This is a genomic window from Imperialibacter sp. (assembly GCF_040222385.1).
Lineage (GTDB): Bacteria > Bacteroidota > Bacteroidia > Cytophagales > Cyclobacteriaceae > Imperialibacter.
The window spans coordinates 292,549-316,949 of the sequence record NZ_JAVKDF010000010.1 but is presented as its reverse complement, the minus strand read 5'-3'; the positions used below and the strand labels follow the sequence as shown (position 1 = coordinate 316,949).

General features: G+C 48.8%; 20 protein-coding genes. 14 read left to right on the top strand and 6 right to left on the bottom strand.

Annotated features, from left to right (window positions below):
- Positions 1-88: 88 nt before the first annotated feature.
- From RIG68_RS02700 to RIG68_RS02675, 6 genes are all read left to right on the top strand, one after another.
- Positions 89-1,504 carry a sugar MFS transporter gene (locus RIG68_RS02700; protein ID WP_350118342.1) on the top strand — a complete coding sequence of 472 codons (1,416 nt, stop codon included), beginning with the start codon at positions 89-91 and terminating at the stop codon, positions 1,502-1,504.
- Between the two features lie 91 nt (positions 1,505-1,595).
- A complete protein-coding gene (locus RIG68_RS02695; RefSeq protein WP_350118340.1) occupies positions 1,596-2,930 on the top strand; it encodes a Gfo/Idh/MocA family protein in 1,335 nt (444 codons plus the stop codon).
- 23 nt (positions 2,931-2,953) lie between these two features.
- Positions 2,954-3,973, top strand: a complete 1,020-nt coding sequence (locus RIG68_RS02690; protein ID WP_350118338.1) for a Gfo/Idh/MocA family protein — start codon at positions 2,954-2,956, stop codon at positions 3,971-3,973.
- A 37-nt stretch (positions 3,974-4,010) separates the two neighbouring features.
- Positions 4,011-5,483 carry a sodium:solute symporter family protein gene (locus RIG68_RS02685; protein WP_350118336.1) on the top strand — a complete coding sequence of 491 codons (1,473 nt, stop codon included), beginning with the start codon at positions 4,011-4,013 and terminating at the stop codon, positions 5,481-5,483.
- On the top strand, positions 5,473-6,219 hold the full coding sequence (locus RIG68_RS02680) for a glucosamine-6-phosphate deaminase (RefSeq protein ID WP_350118334.1): 747 nt from the start codon (positions 5,473-5,475) through the stop codon (positions 6,217-6,219). Before RIG68_RS02685 ends, RIG68_RS02680 begins: the two co-directional genes overlap by 11 nt.
- Complete coding sequence (locus tag RIG68_RS02675; RefSeq protein WP_350118332.1) at positions 6,216-7,361, top strand: N-acetylglucosamine-6-phosphate deacetylase; 1,146 nt, start codon at positions 6,216-6,218, stop codon at positions 7,359-7,361. The genes RIG68_RS02680 and RIG68_RS02675 overlap by 4 nt, the downstream gene beginning before the upstream one ends.
- 61 nt (positions 7,362-7,422) lie before the next feature.
- Here RIG68_RS02675 and RIG68_RS02670 read toward each other — a convergent pair whose 3' ends face one another.
- Entirely contained in the window at positions 7,423-10,389 is a 2,967-nt protein-coding gene (locus RIG68_RS02670; protein ID WP_350118330.1) for a M16 family metallopeptidase, read from the bottom strand.
- Between the two features lie 234 nt (positions 10,390-10,623).
- On the opposite strand from RIG68_RS02670, the gene trkA reads away from it, so the two are divergent.
- Genes trkA through RIG68_RS02655 form a run of 3 tightly spaced genes read left to right on the top strand, consistent with a single transcriptional unit; the run spans position 10,624 to position 14,516 of the window.
- Complete coding sequence (gene trkA / locus RIG68_RS02665; RefSeq protein WP_151996430.1) at positions 10,624-11,964, top strand: Trk system potassium transporter TrkA; 1,341 nt, start codon at positions 10,624-10,626, stop codon at positions 11,962-11,964.
- Positions 11,961-13,421, top strand: a complete 1,461-nt coding sequence (locus tag RIG68_RS02660) for a TrkH family potassium uptake protein (RefSeq protein WP_350118328.1) — start codon at positions 11,961-11,963, stop codon at positions 13,419-13,421. The genes trkA and RIG68_RS02660 overlap by 4 nt, the downstream gene beginning before the upstream one ends.
- 15 nt (positions 13,422-13,436) lie before the next feature.
- Positions 13,437-14,516, top strand: coding sequence for a prolipoprotein diacylglyceryl transferase (locus RIG68_RS02655; RefSeq protein WP_350118326.1), 1,080 nt, complete (start codon positions 13,437-13,439; stop codon positions 14,514-14,516).
- A 23-nt stretch (positions 14,517-14,539) separates the two neighbouring features.
- On the opposite strand, the gene RIG68_RS02650 is transcribed toward RIG68_RS02655, so the two are convergent.
- The gene (locus RIG68_RS02650; RefSeq protein ID WP_350118324.1) at positions 14,540-15,082 is read right to left on the bottom strand and encodes a hypothetical protein; all 543 of its coding nucleotides are present in this window, start codon (positions 15,080-15,082) and stop codon (positions 14,540-14,542) included.
- 383 nt (positions 15,083-15,465) lie between these two features.
- Between RIG68_RS02650 and RIG68_RS02645 the strand changes: the two genes are divergently transcribed.
- Positions 15,466-16,836, top strand: a complete 1,371-nt coding sequence (locus RIG68_RS02645; protein ID WP_350118322.1) for an AGE family epimerase/isomerase — start codon at positions 15,466-15,468, stop codon at positions 16,834-16,836.
- A gap of 69 nt (positions 16,837-16,905) precedes the next feature.
- On the opposite strand, the gene RIG68_RS02640 is transcribed toward RIG68_RS02645, so the two are convergent.
- Complete coding sequence (locus tag RIG68_RS02640) at positions 16,906-17,673, bottom strand: DUF6503 family protein (protein ID WP_350118320.1); 768 nt, start codon at positions 17,671-17,673, stop codon at positions 16,906-16,908.
- A gap of 86 nt (positions 17,674-17,759) precedes the next feature.
- On the opposite strand from RIG68_RS02640, the gene RIG68_RS02635 reads away from it, so the two are divergent.
- The gene (locus tag RIG68_RS02635; RefSeq protein WP_350118318.1) at positions 17,760-18,575 is read left to right on the top strand and encodes a sterol desaturase family protein; all 816 of its coding nucleotides are present in this window, start codon (positions 17,760-17,762) and stop codon (positions 18,573-18,575) included.
- Here the strand turns inward: RIG68_RS02635 and RIG68_RS02630 are convergent.
- From RIG68_RS02630 to RIG68_RS02620, 3 genes are all read right to left on the bottom strand, one after another.
- On the bottom strand, positions 18,553-19,098 hold the full coding sequence (locus RIG68_RS02630; protein WP_151996425.1) for a hypothetical protein: 546 nt from the start codon (positions 19,096-19,098) through the stop codon (positions 18,553-18,555). The genes RIG68_RS02635 and RIG68_RS02630 overlap by 23 nt on opposite strands.
- Positions 19,099-19,125: 27 nt before the next feature.
- Positions 19,126-20,100: a magnesium/cobalt transporter CorA gene (corA, locus tag RIG68_RS02625; protein WP_339792075.1), complete on the bottom strand. Its 975-nt coding sequence runs from the start codon at positions 20,098-20,100 to the stop codon at positions 19,126-19,128.
- Positions 20,101-20,175: 75 nt separating this feature from the next.
- On the bottom strand, positions 20,176-20,685 hold the full coding sequence (locus tag RIG68_RS02620) for a YybH family protein (protein WP_350118316.1): 510 nt from the start codon (positions 20,683-20,685) through the stop codon (positions 20,176-20,178).
- Positions 20,686-21,262: 577 nt separating this feature from the next.
- On the opposite strand from RIG68_RS02620, the gene RIG68_RS02615 reads away from it, so the two are divergent.
- The 3 genes from RIG68_RS02615 to RIG68_RS02605 all read left to right on the top strand — a co-directional run bounded on the left by RIG68_RS02615 (position 21,263) and on the right by RIG68_RS02605 (position 24,297).
- Positions 21,263-23,446 carry a T9SS type A sorting domain-containing protein gene (locus RIG68_RS02615; RefSeq protein ID WP_350118314.1) on the top strand — a complete coding sequence of 728 codons (2,184 nt, stop codon included), beginning with the start codon at positions 21,263-21,265 and terminating at the stop codon, positions 23,444-23,446.
- Positions 23,443-23,841, top strand: coding sequence for a hypothetical protein (locus RIG68_RS02610; RefSeq protein WP_350118312.1), 399 nt, complete (start codon positions 23,443-23,445; stop codon positions 23,839-23,841). Before RIG68_RS02615 ends, RIG68_RS02610 begins: the two co-directional genes overlap by 4 nt.
- Positions 23,842-23,967: 126 nt before the next feature.
- Positions 23,968-24,297, top strand: a complete 330-nt coding sequence (locus RIG68_RS02605) for a hypothetical protein (protein WP_350118311.1) — start codon at positions 23,968-23,970, stop codon at positions 24,295-24,297.
- Positions 24,298-24,401: the final 104 nt, after the last annotated feature.

Here is a 24,401-nt window from a genome sequence, read left to right as displayed (position 1 = left end):
ATTCAATTTCCTCGTTGTATGATAATATAAACTTGTAGGCAATAGCGTATATTGATGCACTTTTAGAAACACCTAACAAACTACCATAGTGGCTTCAATCTCCGTAAATTCTACTTCAGGCACCTCACAACAAGCGCCTACCGGCAGTCAGGTACAGGCGCAAATCTCCCTATTCTCGTTATTCTTTATGTGGGGTTTCATTACCTGTCTCAATGATATCCTGATTCCCTATCTGCGGGGGGTATTCACACTCACCATCTTCCAGGCAACACTTGTGCAATTTGCCTTCTTTGGCGCCTATTTTCTCGGAGCCTTGTTTTACTTTCTGTTTTCGGTGCGATTTGGTGACCCAATCAACCGCATTGGCTATAAGAATGGGATTATCATCGGGCTGGTTGTGGCCGGTGCTGGCTGTTTCCTTTTCTACCCGGCAGCCATATTCCTACAATACGGTTTATTCCTCGGGGCCTTATTTTGCCTGGGACTTGGTCTCACTATGCTGCAAATTGCCGCCAACCCATATGTCGCCTTGCTTGGCAGACCAGAATCCGCAAGCAGCCGCCTTAATCTGGCGCAGGGCTTCAACTCTTTCGGAACCACCATTGCGCCGGTCATTGGCGGCTTCTTTATCTTCCAATACTTTGTGACCGACGCCTCTGCCGGCGAGGTTGCCGTTAAAGTTCCCTACATCGTGCTGGCTTGCCTTTTCTGGCTGCTGGCAGTCATCATCTTCTTTATCAAACTTCCCAAGTTCGCCAATGAAGACGTGATCGAAAAAGGCGCCAAAGTGCTTGGCTTCAGCCACCTCAGAGGAGGCATCTTCGCCATCTTCGCTTATGTAGGTGCGGAGGTAGCCATCGGCAGCCTGCTCATCAACTTTATGGGGCTTGAAAACATCACCGGAATGGAAGAAGGTGCCGCCAGCAAATTCCTTTCGTTCTATTGGGGCGGTGCCATGATCGGCCGTTTCATGGGTGCGATCATGATGAGCGACAAGTCTACGGCGGGCAAGAAGCTGGCGGGCATGCTGGCTTTAGGCGTAGCAGGCTATGCCATTGTATCGCTGATTGCGGGTGTAAATTTTATGGATTCCCTGCCCTATCTGGTTGGTCTTGGTCTCAACTATGTCATCTTCATGATTTTTGGTGCACATCCTAATAAGGTCCTGGCAGCTTTCTCATTGTCAGCCATCGTGCTTCTTTTGATGGCTGTGTTTATGAATGGAGCCATATCTATGTGGGTGTTGCTTTTTATTGGCCTCTTCAACTCCATCATGTGGTCCAATATCTTCACCCTGGCCATCAAAGACTTAGGCCAATACACTAGTCAGGGCTCTTCGCTGCTTGTTATGGCGGTGCTTGGTGGCGCAGTGGTGCCACCAATTCAAGGACTTCTGGCAGATGAATTTGGCATACAAATGTCCTTCCTGCTGCCAGTGGTTTGCTACATCTACCTGTTCTACTACGGATGGAAGGGCTATGAGGTAAAGCAAAAGGCAACTTAACCTCTTGTGGGCAAGCAATAGCTTGATAAACGGCCATGATATTGGGTGACCTTTTCAGTATATTGTTGACATCTACTAATACTACAATGTTATGTCAGCAAATCAGAACAGAAGAGACTTCCTGAAAAAAACGACCGCAGCCAGCATTGGTATTGGTCTGCTGGGCAGTCAGAGCTACAACGCCTTTAGTACACCCGCCAGCGACAAGCTTGTGGTTGGCATTATGGGCGTGAATTCCAGAGGGTCGGCACTGGCTACTGGCTTCACCAAAACTTCAGGGATAGAAGTAGCCTACATCTGCGACGTCGACGACGCTGCCCTCGCCGAAGGGCTGAAGGCCGTGGCAGATGCTGGCCAGAAGAAAGCGCCAAAAGCAGTCAAAGATTTTCGTAAAGTACTCGACGATAAAGGCGTGGACGCCCTGGTGATTGCAGCCCCCGACCACTGGCATGCACCGGCATCGCTGCTGGCGCTAAGCGCAGGAAAAAATGTATACGTAGAAAAGCCCGGAAGCCACAACCCCTATGAGGGAGAAATGGTCGCTTCGGCTTCTCTTAAATACGGAAAGGTCGTAAAAATGGGTAACCAGCGTCGCTCGTGGCCTTTCGTGGCTGAGGCACTTGGAGAGCTCAAAAACGGCATCATTGGGAATGTGTACCTGGCGAAAGGCTGGTATGCCAATACACGTGCTTCTATTGGCTACGGAAAAACGGTGCCTGTTCCTGCTGGCCTCGACTTCGAAATGTGGCAGGGCCCGGCGCCACGAATGCCCTATAAAGATAACCTCATTCACTACAACTGGCACTGGTTCTGGCACTGGGGCACAGGCGAGCTGCTCAACAATGGCACCCACTTCGTCGATTTGTGCCGCCTGGGCCTTGGCGTAGAATTTCCGACCAAGGTTAGCTCGCAGGGCGGCCGGTATGCCTACAAAGACGACTGGCAAACGCCGGACACGCAAATGACGCTGTGGGACTTCGCCGACAATAAAACCATCTCCTGGGAAGGGAGAAGCTGCAACGGCCACCGGCTTGAAGGCGCCTCCACAGGTGTTTCCTTCCATGGAGAAAATGGCACACTGGTGATTGACGGTAACAGCTATGTGGTGTATGACAATCAGGACAAGCTCGTGAAGAAAGCAAGCGCCGAAACCACAGGTAAGCCATTGGATGCCACAGGCCCCGGCTTCGACCTCGATGCAGATCATATCGCTGACTTCTACAAGTCCATCAAGGAAGGAAAAACGCCGGTCTCAGATTACAAGGACTCCAGAAAAAGTGTGTTGCTCTGTCACCTGGGAAATATTTCCCAAAGGGTAGGCCGATCATTGAACTGCAATCCTGAAAATGGCAACGTGATAGGAGACGACGAGGCCATGGCCCTGTGGAAACGAAGCTATGAGCCGGGGTGGGAACCAAAAGTTTAACTTTGACAAAAGACTTCCTTTTTATGATACCCTTCAATAGAAGAACATTTTTAAAGAAATCGGCCGTGGCGGGAGTCGGGTTTAGCATTTTGGCCAACGAGGCTTCAGCCCGGAGCTTGTTTCAGGCAAAACCAATGCGGGTCGGTATTATCGGCCTCGACACATCGCATAGCGTGGCCTTTACCAAATTACTCAACGACCCGGAGGTGGCAGGCGACCTGGCTGGTTACAGGGTAGTGGCAGCTTACCCCCATGGCAGCGCCGACATTGAATCGAGTGTGAGCCGCATTCCAGGATACATTGAAGATGTGAAAAAGCTGGGGGTAGAAATCACCAGCTCCATCAAAGAGCTGCTCGAAAAAACCGACGTCATTCTCCTTGAAACAAATGATGGGAGGCTGCACCTTGAGCAGGCCAGGCAAGTAATCAAGGCGAAAAAGCCTATGTTCGTTGACAAGCCAGTGGCAGCCTCACTAAAAGATTGCGTCACCATTTACAAAGAAGCTGCCGCAGCCGGAGTTCCCATCTTCTCAGCCTCCTCCCTCCGCTATATGAAAGACGCCAATGAGGCCAGAGAAGGGAAGCTCGTGGGCAAGGTACAAGGTGCAGACACTTACAGCCCGGCACATTTGGAGCCTCATCATCCCGACTTTTTCTGGTATAGCATTCACGGAGTGGAATCGCTTTTTACTGTGATGGGAGCGGGCTGCAAAGAAGTGACCAGGACGCAAACGCCCGACACCGACATTGTGGTTGGTGTGTGGAACGACAACCGGATTGGAACATTCAGAGGGATGCGCAAGGAAAAAACTGGTTACGGTGGCACCGTCTTCGGCGAAAGTGGCATTGCGCCGGTTGGGCCTTACGACGGATACCGACCCTTGCTGGTGGAGGTCATCAAGTTCTTCAAAACAGGGGAAGCACCGGTTAGTCCGGACGAAACCCTGGAGATATACGCCTTTATGGAAGCTGCCGATGAAAGCAAACGACGTGGTGGCAGCAAGGTGACCCTGGCGGAAGTAATGAACAAAGCGAGAGGTTGATGACAACAGAATTCTTTTACCCTAACCAACCGCTACTTTGCAACTAAGCACTCCTGATTTTATCGTAATCGGCCTATTCTTCGTGCTTATGTTGGTGATCGGCTTGTGGTCGATGGCCAGGAATAAAACAGCCGAAGACTACTTTGTGGCCAGTGGACAGCTACCCTGGTGGTTGTCGGGCATTTCACATCACGTTTCGGGCTACAGCGGTGCGGTGTTTGTGGCATACGCCAGCCTGGCCTACACACACGGATTCTCTATTTACGTGTGGTGGGCTTTTACAATCGGCATTACCGTTCTTCTAAGTGCCCGGCTATTTCCCGTCCTCTGGGTTCGGCTGCGAAAACGGCTGCAGATACAGTCGCCGCTGGAATACCTCACTGTTCGCTACAACCTGCTCACCCAGCAAATCATGGCCTGGAGCGGGGTACTATTAAAGCTATTTGATGTGGGTGCCAAGTGGACAGCCATCGCCGTCTTGCTTAATGTATTTACGGGGCTCCCACTCATATATGGCATTCTCATTTCCGGAGGTGTTTCTCTCATTTACGTCACGTTCGGCGGTCTATGGGCCGTAATTATTACGGACTTCGCTCAGTTTATTGTGCAAATTTTAGCTGGTCTCATTATGCTGGTCATGGTTGTTCGGCACCTGGGAGGATGGAATGAGATTCTCACCTTTTGGAACGACCTGCCAGAAGGCAGCGGTCAACCTTTTAATAGCCCATATACTGTTGGCTTTGCTTTGGCGTTTCTTTGCATCAATTTCCTCAGCTATAATGGCGGCACCTGGAACCTCGCCACCCGCTACATTTCATCGCCGGATGAAACCCAGGCCAAAAGAGCAGCCTACCTGTCCGGTACCCTCTACCTGATCTGGCCTTTGATTTTATTCCTGCCCATGTGGGCGGCCCCTCTTATTTTGCCGGGACTAGAAGACCCAACCCAGTCGTATGGGCTGCTGACGTTGAAACTACTGCCCGCAGGCCTGGTCGGCTTGGTGGTGGCATCTCTTTTTGCCAATACAATGACGATGACTTCCTCCGACATCAACACCATTTCGGCGGTGCTCACGAGAGACATACTGCCCGTGCTGTCGAAAAGGCTGAAAGAAAAGCGCACCTCGCTGGTGGTGGCCAGAGCAACCACCTTCATCTTCACGCTGATGACACTGGTGGTGGCCTCCCAAAACGAACGCTTTGGAGGCGTATTTGGCCTTATTGTTACCTGGTTTGGTGCTTTGGTAGGGCCCATTGCTGTGCCCATGCTGTTTGGCATGTTGCCAATGTTCAGGCACTGCGGGCCATTGGCGGCGATTGGGTCAATTGCGGCGGGCTTTGTCACTTTCATTGTCACCAAGAACATTGAAATTACCAGCCTGGCACTTGCTGTGGCCTTGCCATTGATTGTATCTTTATTCGTGTTTATCGGCCTCGGGCTGCTGAACCGGAGCAAACCGGTTTCTGAAGCCGTGAGCGGTCTGCTAAAATCATTGGAGCATGAAGGTTAAAGTATGCAAAGATAGAAGGGAGATGGGGGTTGCTGCGGGGAAGGCAGTAGAACAAGAGATACTAAACCTGTTAAAAAAACAAGGCGAAGTCCGGATGATATTTGCCGCTGCTCCTTCACAAAATGAGGTGCTGGACTTTCTGAAAGAGAGTGAATTTATTCCGTGGCAAAAGGTGGTGGCTTTCCACATGGATGAGTACGTAGGGCTGCCTGCCGGGTCGCCGCAGTCTTTTGGCTCCTATCTGAAGAGTCATTTGTTTGATCACGTCCCTTTAAAACAGGTTAACCTCCTCGACGGAAACGGAGGGGACAAAGAAGTTGAAAGATACGCTCAGCTTTTGACCGAAAAGCCTATCGACATCATCTGTCTGGGCATAGGAGAAAACGGCCACATTGCCTTCAACGACCCACCTGTTGCGGATTTTAACGACCCTGAAACAGTGAAGGTGGTAGAGTTGGATGTTCCCTGTCGTCAGCAGCAGGTCAATGATGGTTGCTTTCCATCTTTCGATGCTGTGCCTACGCATGCACTTACGCTTACTATTCCAGCGTTGACGGCTGGCAAACGCCTGTTTTGTGTAGTGCCGGGTAAAACAAAAAAGAAAGCCGTGGCTGATACACTGAACGGCCCAATCGCCACCAGCTGCCCGGCCTCCATTTTAAGAAAACATGAGCACTGCCATCTCTTTCTTGATCCTGATTCTTTTGGAGAAAGTTATATCCCAATTGACCGATGAAGGAAACGCCATTGATTGAAGCCATTGACTGCCTTAATGGTCGCCACGTAACAGTGAATGCCGTCAACGGAATATCGGCTTTATCAAAATCAAGTTCCGTGTCTGATCAAGTCTTGTTCGTGGGGCCAGGCCTTGTAGACCTCCAGGTAAATGGCGTCAATGGGATTGACTTCAACAATACATCTCTGAGCGGGGAAGACCTCCTAAACGCTGCCAAATTTCTTCTGAGCCAGGGCGTAACCACTTTCTTCCCTACTATCATTACCAATTCCGACGAAAACATCTGCCAACTGCTGGCCACCATCAACGAAAGCTGCCGTCAACATGATTTGCTTGGCCAGTGCGTTGGTGGCATCCATCTTGAAGGGCCTTTCATTTCGAAAGAAGAGGGGGCCAGAGGTGCACATAATAAAAAATATGTGAAAGCACCGGACTGGGAGCTGTTCATGCGGTTTCAGAAAGCTGCCGGCAACCGGATCAAGATGATTACCCTTTCCCCTGAGTGGGACAACTCGGCAGCGTTTATTTCCAGCGCAGTAAAAAGTAGAGTGCTGGTGTCAATAGGTCATAGCCTGGCTTCACCCGAGCAAATTCAGAAAGCAGTTGACGCCGGGGCCACCATGTCAACACATATCGGCAATGCAGTTCCACTCATGCTGCCCAGACACCCCAATATCATTTGGGATCAGCTGGCCCAAGATGCTCTTTCATGTAGTTTTATCGCAGACGGTTTCCACCTCCCCAACAGCTTCATGAAAGTCGTTATCAAGGCAAAAGGCAAGAACTGCTTTTTAGTGAGCGATAGCACTTTATTTACTGGCATGAAGCCTGGTGTTTACAACACTCATATTGGTGGCCAGGTGAAGCTCGAACCTAATGGTCGACTGAGTATGGAGGGTGGAAACGGACTGCTTGCAGGTGCCGCCATGACATTGCTTCGAAACGTCGAATACCTGGTAACACATCAGGTAGCAAACTTGAGCACGGCCTGGAAAATGGCCTCGGTAATTCCTCAAAGCCTGATGAACACGTACAGGGAGCCCAACAAACTAGCCTGGGAAGACGCTGTCATCTTTACTTTTAAAGAAAAGATAAATGTTCAAAAGGTCTACAAGTGTGGATCGCTGGTTTTCGGAGCATAAAAAAAACAGAGCTTCAGACTTGTCACAGTCTAAAGCTCCTGATATAATCAAAGCGATTGCCTTACTGGATATTGATCTTCTCTACTTTATCGTAGCCAAAGAGCTCTTCCAGGGTTAGCTGCTTCACTTCTCCATATTGCTGAAGGCCTTTGAAGTCTATCTTGTCCTTGTCGCCCAGCACCATCATGTTGTACTTCTTCCCCTTCACATATTTCTTCTGAAAGGCTACGACATCCTCCATAGTCATGTTCGGCATCTTTTCATAAATATCCTTTCTGATGTCGTGATCCAGCTCCATATCCTTCGCATCCTCATAATTGAAAAGTTTGCTCCACCGGGTGATTCGCTCGCTCTCAATCTGGCTCATGATTGACTTTTTGGCTGTAGCCAGGCCAGTCTCTGACTCTGGAAGATTCTCAATAATGTTGAGCAAAGCTGGTACTGCCTGGTTTTGCTTGTCAGCCTGCGTGCCCACATAAGCGAAGAAGTGATTGCTTTTACCCACTTCATCCACTGTGGAATAGTTGGCCCAAACTGAATAAGCCAAACCTTGTGCCTCTCTTATCTCCTGAAAAACAATAGAGCCCATGTTGCCGCCAAAGTACTCATTGTAAAGCTCCGTTTCAGGCATCAGGTTCACGTCAAATTGCTCTCCACGGGTAAGGAAAAGAATTTCTTCCTGCACCATGTCATAGTCTGCCCAAAAGACTTTTGGCTTGTCTACTTCCTGCTTGGCGAATTCCTTTGGCTCAGGAAGTGGCAGCATGGTTTCAGGCAAATTGTGATTGGCATTCAGAATACCAACAAGTTTTTTTGAATCCACGGGTCCATAATACATCACCTTATGAGTCGTTTTTGTGAAGTTCCTGGTGAGGGTAAGCAGCTCCTCCGAGTTGAGGTTCATCAGGTCCGTGTTTGACACCACGTTGGTGAAAGGCGACTGGGCACCATAGAGTCCGTAGTTCATCAGTCCACTGAAAAGTATGGCAGATTTGTTCTTTTTCTGATCTTCTCTTTCTTTCAGTATCCGATCTTTCAGTTTTGCCAGCGCCTCTTCGTCCGGCTGGGCATTAGCCAGCAAATCCTCAAAGATTACCATCGCCTTTTCCATGTTCTCGGACAGCCCCGTCAGCATTACGTAGCTTTCCTCTGCAGAAGAAAATACCGAGAAGTTACAACCCAGCTTGAAAAGCTCCTTTTGGATCTCCTCGGCTGTGTAAGTGGGAGTACCTACAAACTCGAGGTAGTCAACAGCCACCTTTATCTTCGGGTCGATATTCGTTCCAAAATCTGCCTTGTAGTATAACCTGAACAAATCATTTTCGTCATTTTGTGTATAGAGCACTTCCAGTTCATTCTTCATCGTCAACTTCTCAATATCCTTGTCATAGTCCACGAACAAAGGCTTCAACTTCGGTGGTTCGTTATTAATAATCGTTTCATGAAAGGGCGACTTGGCCTCCCTGTTAAGCTCCACCTTTGTTATCTCTGGCTTTTCCACCTGCTGGGCATTAGGGTCTTTGCCAGTCCGCTTGTAAACAAGCGCATAATTATCGCCAAAGTTGGCTTTGGCATAGGCCATCACATCTTCTTTTGTCACCTTCGACATCCGGTCGAATTCCGACACAAAATCGCCCCAGGGCATGTTGCCAGTGAAAGCCACCACCAGGTCGTTGGATCGTGCCCAGTTGTACTGATACTGATTGAGTTGGTTCTTTTTCAGGTCGTTCACTACAGCCGAAATCAGCCAGTCGTCGAAGTTGCCTGTTTTAATTTTCTCAAGCTCTTCCAGAAAAAGGTCACGGAGCTGATCCAGTGTTTGGCCGTCTTTGGGGCTGGCCATCAGCACCTGCATGCTATAATCATTCATGTCGTACACGAAGGTGGACGCCTCCAGTACTTTTTGTTGTTTCACAAGATCAAGGTCTACCAGACCAGCCTGACTATTGCTCAGTATATTGTCGATGAGTCTGACCATGATATAGTCTTTACTCGACCTCCCGGGCAGCCTGAAGCCCATCATGATGCGTTCCGCATCCGGCCCTAACACTTCTGTGACGATTGGTGCTGTGAGAGGCGCTTCCTGCACAGGCTTCCATGTCGGCAGCGTTTCATTGGCCTTCCAGCTTCCAAAGTATTTGTCGATCAATGCAATGGTGGCATCGAAATCCAGATCGCCACTTAGGCAAATGCCCACGTTGTTGGGCACATAATACTTATAGAAATAGTTTTTGATCTCAGTAATGGATGGATTCTTGAGATGATCTATGGTGCCAATCACTGTTTGGGTACCATACGGATGCTCTTTGAACAAAGCACTCAGCATTGCCTCAAATCCCTTCCAGATATCGCTGTCAAGGCTACGGTTCTTTTCCTCATAAACCGCTTCTAATTCCGTATGAAAAAGGCGATTGACAATCATTTGAAACCGGTTAGACTCAATTTTTAGCCAGTTTTCCAGCTGATTAGCTGGTATGTCGTTGATGTAAACTGTGCGGTCATTAGTCGTATAAGCATTGGTGCCCTTGGCTCCGATACCGGAAACCATCTTATCATATTCATTGGCTATCGCATATTTAGATGCTTCGATCGACACCTGGTCAATGATACTGTAATGTTTTTTGCGTTCATCCGGGTCAGAAATTTCTTTGTATTGATTAAAAAGTGCCTCCACACTGTCGACCAGCACGCTCTCGGTTTCCCAGTCTTGCGTGCCAAAGGTGGCTGTGCCCTTGAACATCATATGCTCCAGATAGTGGGCCAGGCCAGTATTGTCAGCCGGATCGTTTTTACCACCCGCTTTCACGGCTATGGCTGTTTGAATTCGGGGCTCATTTTTGTAATCACTCAAATAGACTTTGAGCCCATTGCTCAGGGTATAAATCCTTGTTTTTAAAGGGTCGCCATCAACGTATTCATACGTGAAGCCGCCGCTTTCCGCCTTTTTTAATTCGTAATTTGTTTCCTTGTTTTGCGTGCAAGCCGCCAGGGCCAACAGGCAAATAATAATTCCAAGCTTGGTTTTCATGGATTTTTGTTTGGTTAATGAATGAGTATTTGAGTGTAGAGTCTTCTGAAAAAAGTAATTTTTGTTACGTGTTAAACCATGAAGATAATATTTTCCGAACTATTATTAGCCAATTAATGTCCCGTATGGATCAGTTCGCTCTGGCTCAAATGTGCCGTGTTAACAATCTGAAGGTTTTACACAGGCTATGGTTTATTTTCTATATTTGCAGTCACTTTTTGATCAGAGTATCAAATGAGAATAATAATAGCAGGGGCAGGAGACGTAGGATTTCACTTAGCAAAGCTGCTCGCCTACGAAGAACAAGACATCATTCTGATTGATCTTGACCAGGAAAAACTAAAGTATGCTGCCAACCATTTGGACGTGGCTACGATCAGGGGGAGTTCGACATCCTACAGTGTTTTACTGGATGCCAACATAAGCAAGGCAGACCTATTGATTTCGGTTACTTCCAATGAGGAAACCAATATTGCCACATGCATTATTGGCAAAAACCTCGGTGCCAAGCGCACTGTTGCCAGGATCAGCAACATAGAGTTTCTTCTCGGCAAAGATATCCTCGACCTCAAAACAATAGGCATTGACGAAATCATTTCCCCTGAATCGTTAGCTGCAAAAGAAATTAAACGACTCCTTCGTGAGTCAGCCCTCACCGACACATTCGACTTCGACAACGGCCTGCTTTCACTGGTTGGTATTACCATCGATGACAATGGGGAGCTGGCCGAGAAAACGCTCAGCGAAACCGCTTACCTCAACCCCGACAATAGCTTCACCACGGTGGCCATTTTGAGGAACAACGAGACCATCATTCCTCATGGCGAAAATTCGTTCAAGGCCAATGACCACGCCTATTTCATTGCTCAACCCGACGGCGTCGACAGAGTGATGGATCTTTCGGGCAAAAAGAGGACAGACATCAAGAATATCATGATACTTGGCGGTTCCAAAGTAGGCATCAACACCGCCAGGCGCCTTTCCAAAAAGTATAATATTAAGCTGATTGAGCAGGACAAGGAGAAGTGCTTTGAGTTAGCTGACATGCTACCCGACACGCTGATCATCAACGGCGACGGACGTGATATCGATCTGCTGATGGAAGAAGGCATCACCGATATGGACGCCTTTATTGCCGTAACGGGGAACTCCGAAACCAATATTATTTCTTGCCTTGTGGCCAAAAACCACGGCGTGGCTAAAACAATTGCCCTGGTAGAAAACATCGATTATATCCACCTTTCTCAGAATATCGGCGTGGATACCATGATCAACAAGAAGCTGATCGCTGCCAACTTCATTTTCCGGTACATTAGAAAAGGAGAAGTGCTCAACCTAACGAGTATTCACGGCGTGGATGCCGAAATCCTGGAGTTTGAAGTAAAGCCGGAAAGCAAGATATTAGCAGATGAATTGCGCAATCTTGACTTTCCTAAGTCTGCCGTTGTGGGTGGCGTGATCAGGAGAGGGAGAGGACACACCGTGAGAGGTTCTTTCCGTTTCGAGCCAAAAGATCGGGTTGTCGTTTTGATTCGCCCCGAATGTCTTCATAAAGTAGAAAGTTTCTTTAAATGAGATTCAATGTACCGGTGATGGCGAATATCCTGAGCGTTTTGCTCATTATGAATGGGATATTGATGCTACTCTGTATTCCGATTTCCCTTTCTTACAACGAGGGTGACCTGCCGGGAATTTCGCTTGCCAGCGCCATCACACTTGGCACCGGCTTTATGATGTGGTTTTCGACCCGAAAGATCAAAGACAAAGAACTAAAAAAACGAGACGGATATCTAATAGTAACACTTGGTTGGTTTTTGATGTCCCTTTTTGGCTCCCTCCCCTATATACTTAGCGGTGCCATTCCCAATTTCACCAATGCCTTCTTCGAAACTATTTCCGGCTACTCTACTACTGGCGCCTCTATTCTTACAGATATTGAGTCCGTCCACAAAGGCATCCTTTTCTGGCGAAGCCTCACACAATGGATCGGTGGCATGGGAATTATTGTGCTGGCGGTAGCCGTGTTGCCAATACTGGGCATCGGTGGTATGCAGCTATTTGTAGCGGAAGCTCCGGGCATTTCTCCCGACAAACTGCAACCCAGAATCAAAGAAACTGCCAAGCGCCTCTGGCTGATTTACATCGGACTTACCTGCATAGAAACAGTGTTGCTTTGGATAGGTGGCATGACCTTCTACGATGCTATCAACCACGCCCTGACAACCATGGCCACTGGTGGATTTTCTACCAAAAACGCCAGCATCGCCTACTACACTTCACCTTTTATACAGTATGTGATCATTGTGTTCATGTTTTTGGCAGGTACCAATTTCACCATGACGTACTTTATTTTTAAAGGATACTTCAAAAAGGTTTTTTCCAACGAAGAGTTTAAATACTACGTGCTGTTTTGCTCTTTCAATGCACTCCTGGTGGCACTCACCATCTATTTTGTAAGTGATTCTTCTTTTGAAAAATCCTTTCGTGACGGGCTCTTTCAGGTGGTGTCGGTGGTGACAACCACTGGCTATGTATCAGCCGACTACACGGCATGGACGCCGTTTCTCACCGTGCTCTTTTTTGTGCTCATGTTCTTTGGTGCCTCGGCCGGCTCCACAGCTGGCGGAGTGAAAATTGTGCGCCATGTGATTCTTTTCAAGAACAGCGTGCTTGAGCTAAAAAGGCAGATTCACCCGTCGGCAGTTATTCCGGTGCGATTCAATAAAAAGGCTATAACCAGGGACATCACCTTTAATATCCTTGCCTTTATCATGATCTACATCAGCGTGTTTGGTGTTGGCTCGGTAGTCATTGCCGCCACTGGCGTCGACTTCATGACAGCCATTGGCTCTGTGGCCACCTGCCTGGGTAATATCGGCCCGGGTCTGGGCACCGTGGGGCCGGTCGACAATTTCGCTCATCTGCCCGTCGTTGCTAAGTGGATACTTTCCTTTTTAATGCTTGTAGGCAGGTTGGAATTGTTTACTGTTCTTATGTTATTTACGCCCTACTTCTGGAGAAAACACAGTTAAATCAACGTCAAAAGAATGCTATCATACCTTATTTGGAATCCCGATCCCGCAATTTTTAATATTGGAAGTTTTGACGTGCGCTGGTACGGATTGCTCTTCGCACTCGGCTTCATTGTGAGCCAGCAGGTGATGTACAAGGTGTTCAAAGCCGACGGCCGGGATGAGAAAGAAGTAGACACGCTTACTCTTTACATGGTGGTGGCCACGATCGTTGGTGCAAGATTAGGGCATGTGCTTTTTTATGACCCGGTAGAATACTTAAGTGACCCCATCAGAATTCTTTATATACGAGAAGGCGGACTAGCCAGCCATGGTGGAGCCATCGGTATTTTCATCGCTTTGTGGCTGTTTGCCAGAAAAATGAAGGGCATGTCGTACTATTGGATCCTCGACAGGGTGGCTATTGTAACGGCATTGACAGGTGCCTTTATAAGGTTCGGTAACTTTACCAATTCCGAAATTCTTGGCGAGCCAACAGAGTCCAATTACGGGGTTGTGTTTGCCACGCCGGCAGCAGATTTCCTCAAACAATATATCGTGCGGTCTGAGGAAATAGACATCAGTCGCACCACAAAGATCACCAGCGACGTGCCTGGCAGAGCGCCCATCGACGTGCTGGTGAAATACAACGAAGTGCCGGTAGACGAAGAGGTAACCCATAGCTTCTACCAAACTAAAATGCCGACAATTCTCGGCAACTCCGCTTATCTGGGCGAATACATTTGGCACAATCCCGGCGACGGCCTGAAATACGAACTCTACAAAGCCAATGGCACCACTTATGCTGAATTCTACACCTATGGCATTGTGCGGCATCCGGCTCAGCTTTATGAGTCCATTTTTTGTGTGTTTCTCACCATATTCCTCTATTATCTCTGGAATAAAAAGAGAGCTAAAATGCCTGAAGGACTCCTTTTCGGCATATTCATGACACTGCTCTTCACGTCCCGCTTTCTCATCGAATTCGTAAAAGTGTGGCAGGAAGAATTCAACAATCCGCTCCCCATCAACATGGGACAGATTCTCTCTATCCCCATGATAATGGCAGGACTGATAATTATTTGGAGCGTGACCAGGAAGAAGAAACTGGCTTGATCTGAAATTTTCCTGAGCTCAGCCTATTTAAATAGTGCTTTATCTACATCAATATTGAAGGCTACAGAATCCGTCATCGTCTGTTGGAACAGAATTCCATCGTAGAAGACCTCCGTTTTCAAGGGGATAGTAAAGCCCTCCATTGAACGATAGTTGGAAAACCGGGCTAGCATGGACTCATTGGCCCCGTTGATTTGGAATGTGAGTTGATAGCTAGTCATGTCGAATAGCAGTGTGTCTTCCTTTTTTCCAGAAGACATTACTCCATTCACAGCATGGTAAAGAGTGTCGTTGATATTTTTTGTTCCCAGATAGCTAAAAGACCCCATTTCCATCATCTCGAGTACCTGGTAAACAATCGGAAACCTGAGATCGGATTCTTTCATGGGCTCCCTACCATGGTATGGTATATCAACATATGCGCCCTTTTCATTTTCAATGAATTTAAAGCCCGAATCGCTGGTGCCGTACTGAAATGAAGGGCGGAGACAGGTCAACTTCCAGTGGCTGTAGGGGACTTCGGATATGATGTTTTCTACAGAGTCAGGTACGTTAAGGTAATCCATACTTTGCTTAAGCCTATATTCACTGTAAAACGAATTCAAAGTTGACCACTTCGCTGAACCTCCATTTACTTCAATATATTTCTCCAAAATCTCCCATCCAGTTTGGCAAAATGCGCTGGAGAAAGAGGCAGATAGAAGAACGAATAGTAAATATTTTTTCATAACTCTGGTAAAATATGTCTAATTAAAAATAACCAAAATCACATAAAAAACTAGACAGAAATTGCATTGTTTGAAAAGCGATCATTAACATGTCATTGTGTCGTCAGCTCCTGATCTGACCTAATTTCTTCCGACCGTGTATTATGCCTTCTCCTTGTAGCCAGGTACGCCGCAGTCTTAGTATATTCACTTTCCTAAGCAATACCCTGACTACTATGAAAATGAAAACCCATCTTCCCAAGGCACTGTTTGCCCCATTTTTTTCGCTCCTATGCGTGTATTCCTGTTCTTCCCCTGACCCTATCCAAAAAGAAAAACTTGAAATTGCTGATGCAATGGAGAAGTCGCTCACTACCGAGCTGCTCGACAAATGGTACCCCATGGATGTCGACAACGAAGACGGCGGTTTCCTGAGCAGCCTTACCTATGATTTTAAGCCCGGAGAAAACCAGGACAAAATGATTGTAACGCAGGCCCGCCATGTATGGACCAATGCCAAGGCTTTTCAGCGCTACCCTGAGAAAGCCTATTATAAAACAGGCGCCGAGCATGGTTTCAAATTCCTCCGTGACAAGATGTGGGACAAAGAAATGGGCGGCTTCTACCAGCTGGTAGACAAGCAGGGCAACCCCAAAACCATGGACAAAACGGCCTATGGCAATGCATTTGGCATTTACGGACTGGCCGCCTACTATATGGCCACCAAAGACGAAGAAGGCCTGGAGCTGGCGAAGAAAGCTTTCTACTGGCTTGAAGAGCACAGCCACGACCCGGACAAACTCGGCTACTTCCAGCATCTGGAGCGTGATGGAACGCCGGTGGTTCGACCCGACACCATCCCTTCCACTTCCGACCTGGGCTACAAAGACCAGAACAGCAGCATCCACTTACTGGAAGCTATGACAGAACTTTACCAGGTATGGCCCGACCCACTGGTGAAGGAACGACTGGCTGAATTGCTTTATCTGATCAGGGACACCATCACCAACCCCAAAGGCTATCTGGTGCTTTTCCTCACGCCTGACTGGCAGCCCGTTTCTTTCACTGATTCTACGGAAGAGGTAATCCTTCGCCATCACAACCTCGACCATGTGTCGTTTGGTCACGATGTAGAAACAGCCTTCCTGATGCTGGAAGCAGAACATGTGCTGGGAGTGCACGACGATCCAAAAACGTTGGCGCTGGCTAAAACCATGGTCGATCATGCGCTAAGCATTGGCTGGGACAACGAGGTCGGCGGCTTTTACGACGAGGGCTATTACTTTAAGGATGGCTTCCGGATAATAAGAGATTCCAAAAACTGGTGGGCGCAGGCCGAAGGACTTAATTCGCTGCTTATGATGTCGCAGCTATTTCCTGAGGATGAGCACAAATACTATGATAAATTCAAGCTCATGTGGTCATACGTCGACACCTACCTGATAGACCATGAAAATGGTGGCTGGTACTCAGGCGGCCTCGACAAGCAGCCCGATATGAAACCACGGGGCAAAGGAAATATCTGGAAATCTGCCTATCATAACTTCAGAGGCATGTCGAATTCGGTGGATATGCTGAGGGGGAGGAACTTGCTGGATTCAACGCAGCATTGAGATCAAACGGGCGCTTTTTTTAATAGCCCGGGGTTTAAACCCTGGGCTATTAGAAAAAGCTATCCATCATCATTTCAAACTCTCCAGTTTCTCATTCTCTATCCTGGACAGCTCTTTAAGCAACCCCTTTTCAAGCTGCTCGTCCGTTTGGTGAACAGTGATGGTTGAGTCGATTGGTTGGTAATTAATATAATCCTGGAAAAGAATGCCGTCGACCGTCTGGCGGTTGTACGCCTCCCGGAAGCGGATGCCGGTTTCGTCTGTGTTGTAGTAGTAAGCCAGGTAATCCAGCTGATAGGTGTCCCTGTTGAACCAGTAAATGAAGACATCTTCGAAGTCCTTTCCGCCACCCTCCTGCTGAAATGTGATTTGCACTTTGTGGTAAGACTTGCCTTTGATAGCCACCTCTCCAAGATATTTTTTTATCACTGCGGCGTCGTTGAGGCCGTAGGGCAGGAGAGCGAAATAGAGTACTGAGTTTACCGAGTTGGCATATTTGAACGCCCACTCGTCGGTAAGCTCCACGGTATCGCCATCTACCGTGCGGGTAAGCTGGGTGCTGTTGACGAGAATATCTTCCACATAGCCAATGGAGTCCTGCCACGACCGGGTGTAGACATACCGGTCAGGAAACCTCTCCACAGTGTAGTGCTTTTCCCGGAAGTCAAAACCAACTGCAACAGATTCATAGGCAGTACCTCCATGCTTTGCGATAGCTTTGTCTACGACCTCCTGGGCCTTTGGGTCAGCGTTGGACTGTGCTTGCTCAACTTTGGTGGAGCATGAGGTGACATATAATGTGATGATCAGGCTGACGGTTAGTATGTTTCTAAACATTCTTTTTTCTTTCTTAACGGAAACGTTCTGGGTCAAATTTAGTTAAGTAGTTATAGTCTTGCAGCAGACAAACAGTATTTCTTCCAATGGATGAACGACTTGAAATCATCGACTTTAGCCAACCCAACGAGGTAATAGGTTTCACGCTATTATTATTCCTGATCGTTTTTATCCGCTATGTGATCGTCTCTGCTATCTTTTTTGGAGTCTTCTACCGATTGGGTGGACAGAAGTTTGCCACCAGAAAAATTTCCACTGGCACCTGGAAGAAAGGTCAGTTCAAAAAAGAAATCTTTTACTCAGCCCTTACCTCCTTCATCTTTGCTCTCTCAGGCGTGGGGATGCTGTGGGCATGGCAAGCCGGCAAAACAGCCATTTACACTGATCCAGTAACCTATGGATACTGGTACCTGCCAGTCAGTTTGATCATAGCCCTGTTTGTACATGAAACCTACTACTACTGGGCCCACCGGCTTATGCACCTGCCCGGGCTGTTCAAAGCCGTTCACAAAACGCATCACGAAAGCCTGATTTCCTCTCCGTGGACTGCGTTCTCTTTTCATCCGTGGGAAAGTCTGCTGCAGGCCATCATTGTGCCGCTGATTGTGTGGTTTCTGCCAATGCACATCTATGTCATTCTTGCCATGTTGGTCATCATGACGGTGAGCGCAGTTGTGAACCACCTTGATATTGAGATTTTTCCCGAGAATTTTGATGAGCATTGGCTGGGCAAATGGCTGATTGGCGCTACCCATCACAGCCTGCACCATTCGGAGTTCAACACCAACTATGGATTGTACTTCACTTTTTGGGACAAATGGATGAACACCGAAAGCGGGAAATACGAAAGGCTTTTCAGAGAAAAAACGTCAGGAAAAACTAGCGGGGTCGCTCACCAATAAAGGTAACGCAGGGGAAGGAGTTCCACGAACACGGTTTGTGAAAAGTAACATTCAGTGGCTCATTGGCCTCCGCCAGCACCTCAAACACCAGGTTGGCTTCTGCCACCCATTTATCCAGGCAGGCCTTGTCGACAGCGGTATAATTCTCTGTCTTCTCAGCAAAATTGGACATCATGTAGTTGTACGAGGCTTTGTCCACCCTTTTCTCATCAACCATTACATAAAACCCTGGTTCCAGGCTAACCGAAAACTCCCCTCTTTCGTCCGCTGTCACCTCAGCCACCACCGGTGCCTCCGGGTTGTTGACCTTTCCGGACTTCAGGTAGATTACTTTCCCGGCAAGTGGTTTTGGTATTTTCATTTGGGCCAACCTGTCCTCGCTGGGCGCAGCTCCTCCGCAGTACGACTGCGTTTCGAATACTGTGCCGGTAACCACAACGGCATTTGATTGCTTTGCCGCTGGGCGTTTGCAACCAAAAACAGACAGCGCTAGCGCCAGGGAGAGAATTTTGAAAAATTGCATGGCCTCAAGATACTAAAATAGATCGCTTTACAACCACTTTTTGTGTTTCATGTACACAACCATCACCACGCTGCTCACAATCATAAAAGTCCACAGCATTGGGTAGCCATAGGGCGAATCAAGCTCAGGCATGTACTTAAAATTCATGCCGTATACCCCGGCGATAAAGGTGAGCGGAATAAAAATAGCAGCCACGACGGTAAGCGTTTTCATTACCTTGTTCATATCATTGCTGAGGTTGGAGAGGTGCAAATCCATGATATCCTTCAGCATTTCACGGGAGGTTTCAAACGAGCTGATCAGGTAGTGGATGTGGTCGGCGACGTCCTGAAAATAATTCACCGAAGTCTTCTGGATAAAGTGGGAGCCCTCCACCCTCATCTTATTAAGTGCGTCCCGCAGCGGCAAGGTATATTTCCTCAGCGTGTTGATCTCCTTTTTTATTTCCATGATCTCCTCCACCACATGGAAAGAAGGGTCTTTGATAATTTCAGCTTCCAGCTTCTCTATTTTGTCACGCAACCGCTCCATAATGGTCATATAGTTGTCCACCACAGAGTCGATGATGTTGTAAAACAGGTAGTCGGCACCGTACTTTCTGATTCGGCCCTTGGCCAGTGCTATGCGGTTTCTTAGCTCATCAAACACGTCGCCGGGCAGCCCCTCCTGAAACGTGATGATGAGGTCTTCGCCCATCACAATGCTGAGATGCTCCTGGGTTATTTTGTTAGTCTCAGGGTTAAATACCAGCATTTTCAAAGTGAAGAAAAGGTACTTATCAAACACCTCGAACTTCGGCAACTGTTCCAGGTTTTGAATGTCCTCCGCCATCAGGTGGTGAATGCCGAAAAACTGGGCGGTGTCCTCCACCAGGATCTTGTTGGTGATTTCCACATCAAACCAGTTGATGTGATCGGGCTTTACCAGCTTTGAGGCTTCGGCGGGGCTAAGCCCGTCTCTCGTGGTGTAGCCCGGGTCGTTGTATTGTATAAGCGTGATCAAGGTTGGTGCAATTATGCTGTTAATTTACACCAACGTTTTGGAATCCGTGCTAGCCGCTACTCCCCCGGAAGGAATTTATTTTTGCGCACTTTGAAGAGGATGGCATTTATAGAATTGACTATCAGAAAAGTTGTCAAGTACCTCATCCTCATCTATATATATTTTCCATTCCCCGTCAACCCGTTTGAGGGTAGCATGAAACATACCGTAAAGCACCTGAGGGGGGCTTTGGGGCTTGTGCAGGCTGACACGATAATAACCGACCTCATAGGCTATGGCACCTTCTACCAGCCGGTCAACAAACCGAATCTCCAGGTTTCTCTCCCAGTCTTTCGATTGAGAAATAGAGTTACGTCGGTACTCATTTTTCCGGTAGGCGGTGCCTACCATGATCTGACTACTTTCCCTTTTTATCCTGATTACATCCGGCGTGTGCAAAGCCATGAAGGCCCGGGTGTTAAACTCATTGTAGGCCTTGATATAGGGTATCCACAACTGTTCATCAATTTGCTCAAATACTCTGTCCTGCTGCCCCCAAACCTCAACGGACAGCAAACACAGAAAGACCAATACCGTGCTCTTCATTCTTTCCTCCTTATCCTACCTGTGTGTTCTACAACACTTAAAGGACGTAAAGCCAGCACAATACAACCCATCGAACTGGGGGGAATTTTAGGGGGATATGTAGAAAAGAGGAGTTGAAAGCTGAGGAACTGAGGATTCGAATGAACGTTGGACTCCCGGGTTTCAACGCACCTTGTACGGATGGAACAAAACGCCTTTTGGGGTCCCTCGCAGAGGACTCTGAAAGGGCGTTTTATCATGGTTTGGATGGGGCTTCACCGCCATCCTCTTTGTATTCCACTCCGTCCGGGCCCCTTCAGGGCTTGGAAGTTTTCGTTTTACCTCTTTTTGAGGTCTCTCACCAAGAATCTCGAAAAGAGCCAATGCTTGCGTACCGTGTCCGACTTCGGTCTTCGGTCTCCTGTCTTCCGACTCCTATCCTCCGTCTCCTGTCTTCCGCCTCCCGTCCGAGCGTCTGAACGTCTGAGCGTCCGAACATCCGCACATCCGAGTGTCCAATATCTGCCTCCCCCTTTCTTTTAAAACTAATTCCTCTCCATTTTTGTCTTAACCAAAAGCAAACACACTCAAAACTCTTTTGCGCCTTAGCTTTCTCCATATTCCCCTCACCGTTCTGCTAGCCCTGGCACAAACTGTCATTGCCCAGGACATGCCAGTATTCCGACCTGCGGAGGATCTCACGCTGTCCACCATTGGCACGAAGCTGCGTCAGCCTTTTGCAGGTGGCATGCACTCCGGGCAGTTTTTTATGTTTGATGCCAATGCAGATGGCGACGAAGACCTCGTCGTTTTCGACCGGGCCGGGGACGTTATAAAAGTTTTTATCACCAAAGCCGGCCAGTATGTGTACCAGCCCGACCTCGCTCAGTTTTTCCCGTCTGACCTTGAGAACTGGATCATTCTGGTCGACTACAATTGCGACGGTCAAAAAGACCTGTTTACCTATTCTTCGTTCGGTGTGCGGATTTTCGTTAACACCTCCAACGCCGGCGAGTACCCTGCCTGGGAGCTAACCGAAGATCCGCTCTTCACAAAGTCGGGCAATAACACCGTGAACCTCCTGGTCAATCCTTCCGATATCCCTTCCATTCAGGACATCGATGGCGACGGCGATGTCGACATCCTTGCCTTCAACTTCAGCTCGGGGCAAACGGCAGAACTATATGAAAACCGCAGCGTCGACAACACCGGCAACTGTGGTCTCGACTATGTGCGGACTAACCAGCGCTGGGGTGGTTTTTCTGAGTGCAATTGCGGAAACTATCAGTTTGAACCCTTTACCTGCGCCGATCCTTCAAGCCGCGCCATGCACATCGAAGGAAAGGCTTTCCTTGTTGCCGACATCGACGGCGACGGGAAACGGGATGCACTCATTGGCCAGGAAACCTGCGACGGACTCACCTACCTGATCAACGAGGGTACCGATGCCGACCCCCGCTTCGTAGAACGAAACCTGTACCTCCCAAATTTCGCTCCCAGCCAGGGCGCTTTTTTTCCGTCCACTTTTCTCGCCGACTTCAACAAAGATGGCCAGGCCGACCTCATCCTTTCCTCGAACCACAGGGAAGACCTGGCAGGCCTCGACTATCGTCAGTCGAGCTTTCTGCTAGCCAACGAAGGCACTAGTGCTGCACCTGACTTTGCTGCTCCGGAGCCTTTTTTGCAAAACGAAATGTTTGATGTGGGCGAAAATGCCGTGCCCGTTGCCTATGATGCTACCGGAGACGGGAGGCCCGATCTTCTCATCGCCAACAAAGGGCTACCAGCCGTGGACGGCAGCTTCCGGTCGACCATCACACTGCTCCAAAACAAAGGCAATGGCAGCTTTGAGCAGAGCACCGCCGATTGGATGGGCCTCAGCCAGTTGGGCCTCACCAACCTGAGCTTTCAGCTGGTGGACATGAACGGTGATGGCAAGGCCGACCTGGTGCTCAAAGGCTATGGCCTCAATACTTTCGGACTCAAAATCTTCTGGATTCCTAGCCAAGACGACACCTTCAGCGCTTCTGCTGCCCTGCCGATCACCATCGAAATCAACGCCACCGACTACCCCTATTTCTACGACATCAATGGCAATGGCAGGCTGGACTTGCTCCTGGGCCAAAGCAACGGCCGCCTCTCACTGTGGCTCAACAGCGGCACCAATATCGCCCCGGTATTCAACACTAAAACTGACGCCTACCTGGGCATCGACCGCACGCCTGACCGCACCTTTCTCGTGCCTATAGTGGTCAACGAAGACGGCAACGGCTCGCCCGACCTCCTCCTGGCCGACAACTCCGGCGGGCTGCGGCTAATTCACGACTTTACCTCAGCAGGCTCAGTAGCGCCGCAGGTCATCCAGCTTTACAATGCCACGATCGACGCCACCCAGCCGCTGAAAGCCGGCCGCAGGCTGTGGCCAGCCCTTGCCGACCTTACCGGCGACGTTGCCAACGAGCTGATCATCGGCACCGCCCAGGGCGGACTTTTGGCCTTCACCGCCACCAACGAGCAGGGCAACCCTGGTGAAGAGGTGAAGCTTCAGGTCAACGTATTCCCCAACCCGCTTGAAACAGAAAGGACGCTGCGGCTGACCACCAACTTGGAGGCTACAGGCGTGCTCTACAATGTATCGGGGCAGCGATTAAGTGGGGAGCTGTCCTTCAGCCGCACTGCCACGGCAGAGATAGACCTGAGCAATTTTCCCACTGGCCTCTACTTGCTTAGGATCAGGTCTGGCAGCCAGGCCATTACCAAACGCATCATTGTAGGGCCATGACAAGCGCACTATTCTATATTCAGCTGGGATCCCGAGAGCAAATTGGCTTCGGCCACCCCTTTGGCCCGTTGCCAGCCTGGCAGGTGTACGACCTCGACAACCACGCCGACGCCACCACGCTAAAATATGCCAGCCGTTTGCTCGGTGAAGCCGAAGAAGTAGTGCTGGTATTCAATCAACTCGGGCCTTACGAGTCACTGGGTGGTGTCAACAGTTTTCTGGAAAGTGTGATGCGAAGTAAAAAGGCAAACCCAACCGCCTACTCGTTGGGGCCGGTAATGTTGCCCGTTCTTGTCAGCAAAAGGTTCAGTGTGCAGGAAAAGGATATTAAAAGCATAAAAGCACTGCTCGATAAACCTCTCGAACCGCCGCAAGACGCACCGCCCGCCTCTTAAAATAAAGACTGTAGCGCCAATTTTTGCAATAAGCCAAAGAATGGTACATCTGTAGAAAGTACAGCACTTCTCCGAAAAAGGCCGAAACGAGGCGTGTTACCTTTGTCCAACACCAAAGGAAAGCACATGAAGGCAACCTACACCATATTCATACTTCTTATCGCCACTCAATTGTCATTCGGCCAGAACATGGCTGCCGAAGCAGTCCAACCCGACGCTCTGCCCGTGGCTCCCCATACCAGCGACACCGCCGCCCAGGAAGATGCCCAGAGCACAAAAACGATTGATTACAGCCCCAATGGCATGCCGAAGAAGGCAGCTACCGAAGAAACCGCCACCCTAAGCCGCCAGGGAAAACGAAGGGCCATTCAAACACAGGAACGCTACGCTATTGCCCGCTCTAAAACTTCACATAAGAAAAACAGAAAGAAGAAAAAGCACGGAGCGATAAGATAAACCTCTTGCCGGCTGATCGATTACCCACCGGTTGCTGCCACTCATAAAAATAGCCTACCAGCCCTCGCCATTCGAAGCAACCCCCTTTCGCAACACCATCAAAT

Coding starts and splice junctions, on each gene's coding strand:
- RIG68_RS02660 (WP_350118328.1), top strand. CDS start 11,961: ATGAGATTCAATGTACCGGTGATGGCGAATATCCTGAGCGTTTTGCTC.
- RIG68_RS02675 (WP_350118332.1), top strand. CDS start 6,216: ATGAAGGAAACGCCATTGATTGAAGCCATTGACTGCCTTAATGGTCGC.
- RIG68_RS02690 (WP_350118338.1), top strand. CDS start 2,954: ATGATACCCTTCAATAGAAGAACATTTTTAAAGAAATCGGCCGTGGCG.
- RIG68_RS02640 (WP_350118320.1), bottom strand. CDS start 17,673: ATGTTTAGAAACATACTAACCGTCAGCCTGATCATCACATTATATGTC.
- RIG68_RS02620 (WP_350118316.1), bottom strand. CDS start 20,685: ATGAAGAGCACGGTATTGGTCTTTCTGTGTTTGCTGTCCGTTGAGGTT.
- RIG68_RS02695 (WP_350118340.1), top strand. CDS start 1,596: ATGTCAGCAAATCAGAACAGAAGAGACTTCCTGAAAAAAACGACCGCA.
- RIG68_RS02645 (WP_350118322.1), top strand. CDS start 15,466: ATGAAAACCCATCTTCCCAAGGCACTGTTTGCCCCATTTTTTTCGCTC.
- RIG68_RS02630 (WP_151996425.1), bottom strand. CDS start 19,098: ATGCAATTTTTCAAAATTCTCTCCCTGGCGCTAGCGCTGTCTGTTTTT.
- RIG68_RS02670 (WP_350118330.1), bottom strand. CDS start 10,389: ATGAAAACCAAGCTTGGAATTATTATTTGCCTGTTGGCCCTGGCGGCT.
- RIG68_RS02650 (WP_350118324.1), bottom strand. CDS start 15,082: ATGGATTACCTTAACGTACCTGACTCTGTAGAAAACATCATATCCGAA.
- RIG68_RS02680 (WP_350118334.1), top strand. CDS start 5,473: ATGAAGGTTAAAGTATGCAAAGATAGAAGGGAGATGGGGGTTGCTGCG.
- RIG68_RS02635 (WP_350118318.1), top strand. CDS start 17,760: ATGGATGAACGACTTGAAATCATCGACTTTAGCCAACCCAACGAGGTA.
- RIG68_RS02610 (WP_350118312.1), top strand. CDS start 23,443: ATGACAAGCGCACTATTCTATATTCAGCTGGGATCCCGAGAGCAAATT.
- RIG68_RS02655 (WP_350118326.1), top strand. CDS start 13,437: ATGCTATCATACCTTATTTGGAATCCCGATCCCGCAATTTTTAATATT.
- RIG68_RS02605 (WP_350118311.1), top strand. CDS start 23,968: ATGAAGGCAACCTACACCATATTCATACTTCTTATCGCCACTCAATTG.
- trkA (WP_151996430.1), top strand. CDS start 10,624: ATGAGAATAATAATAGCAGGGGCAGGAGACGTAGGATTTCACTTAGCA.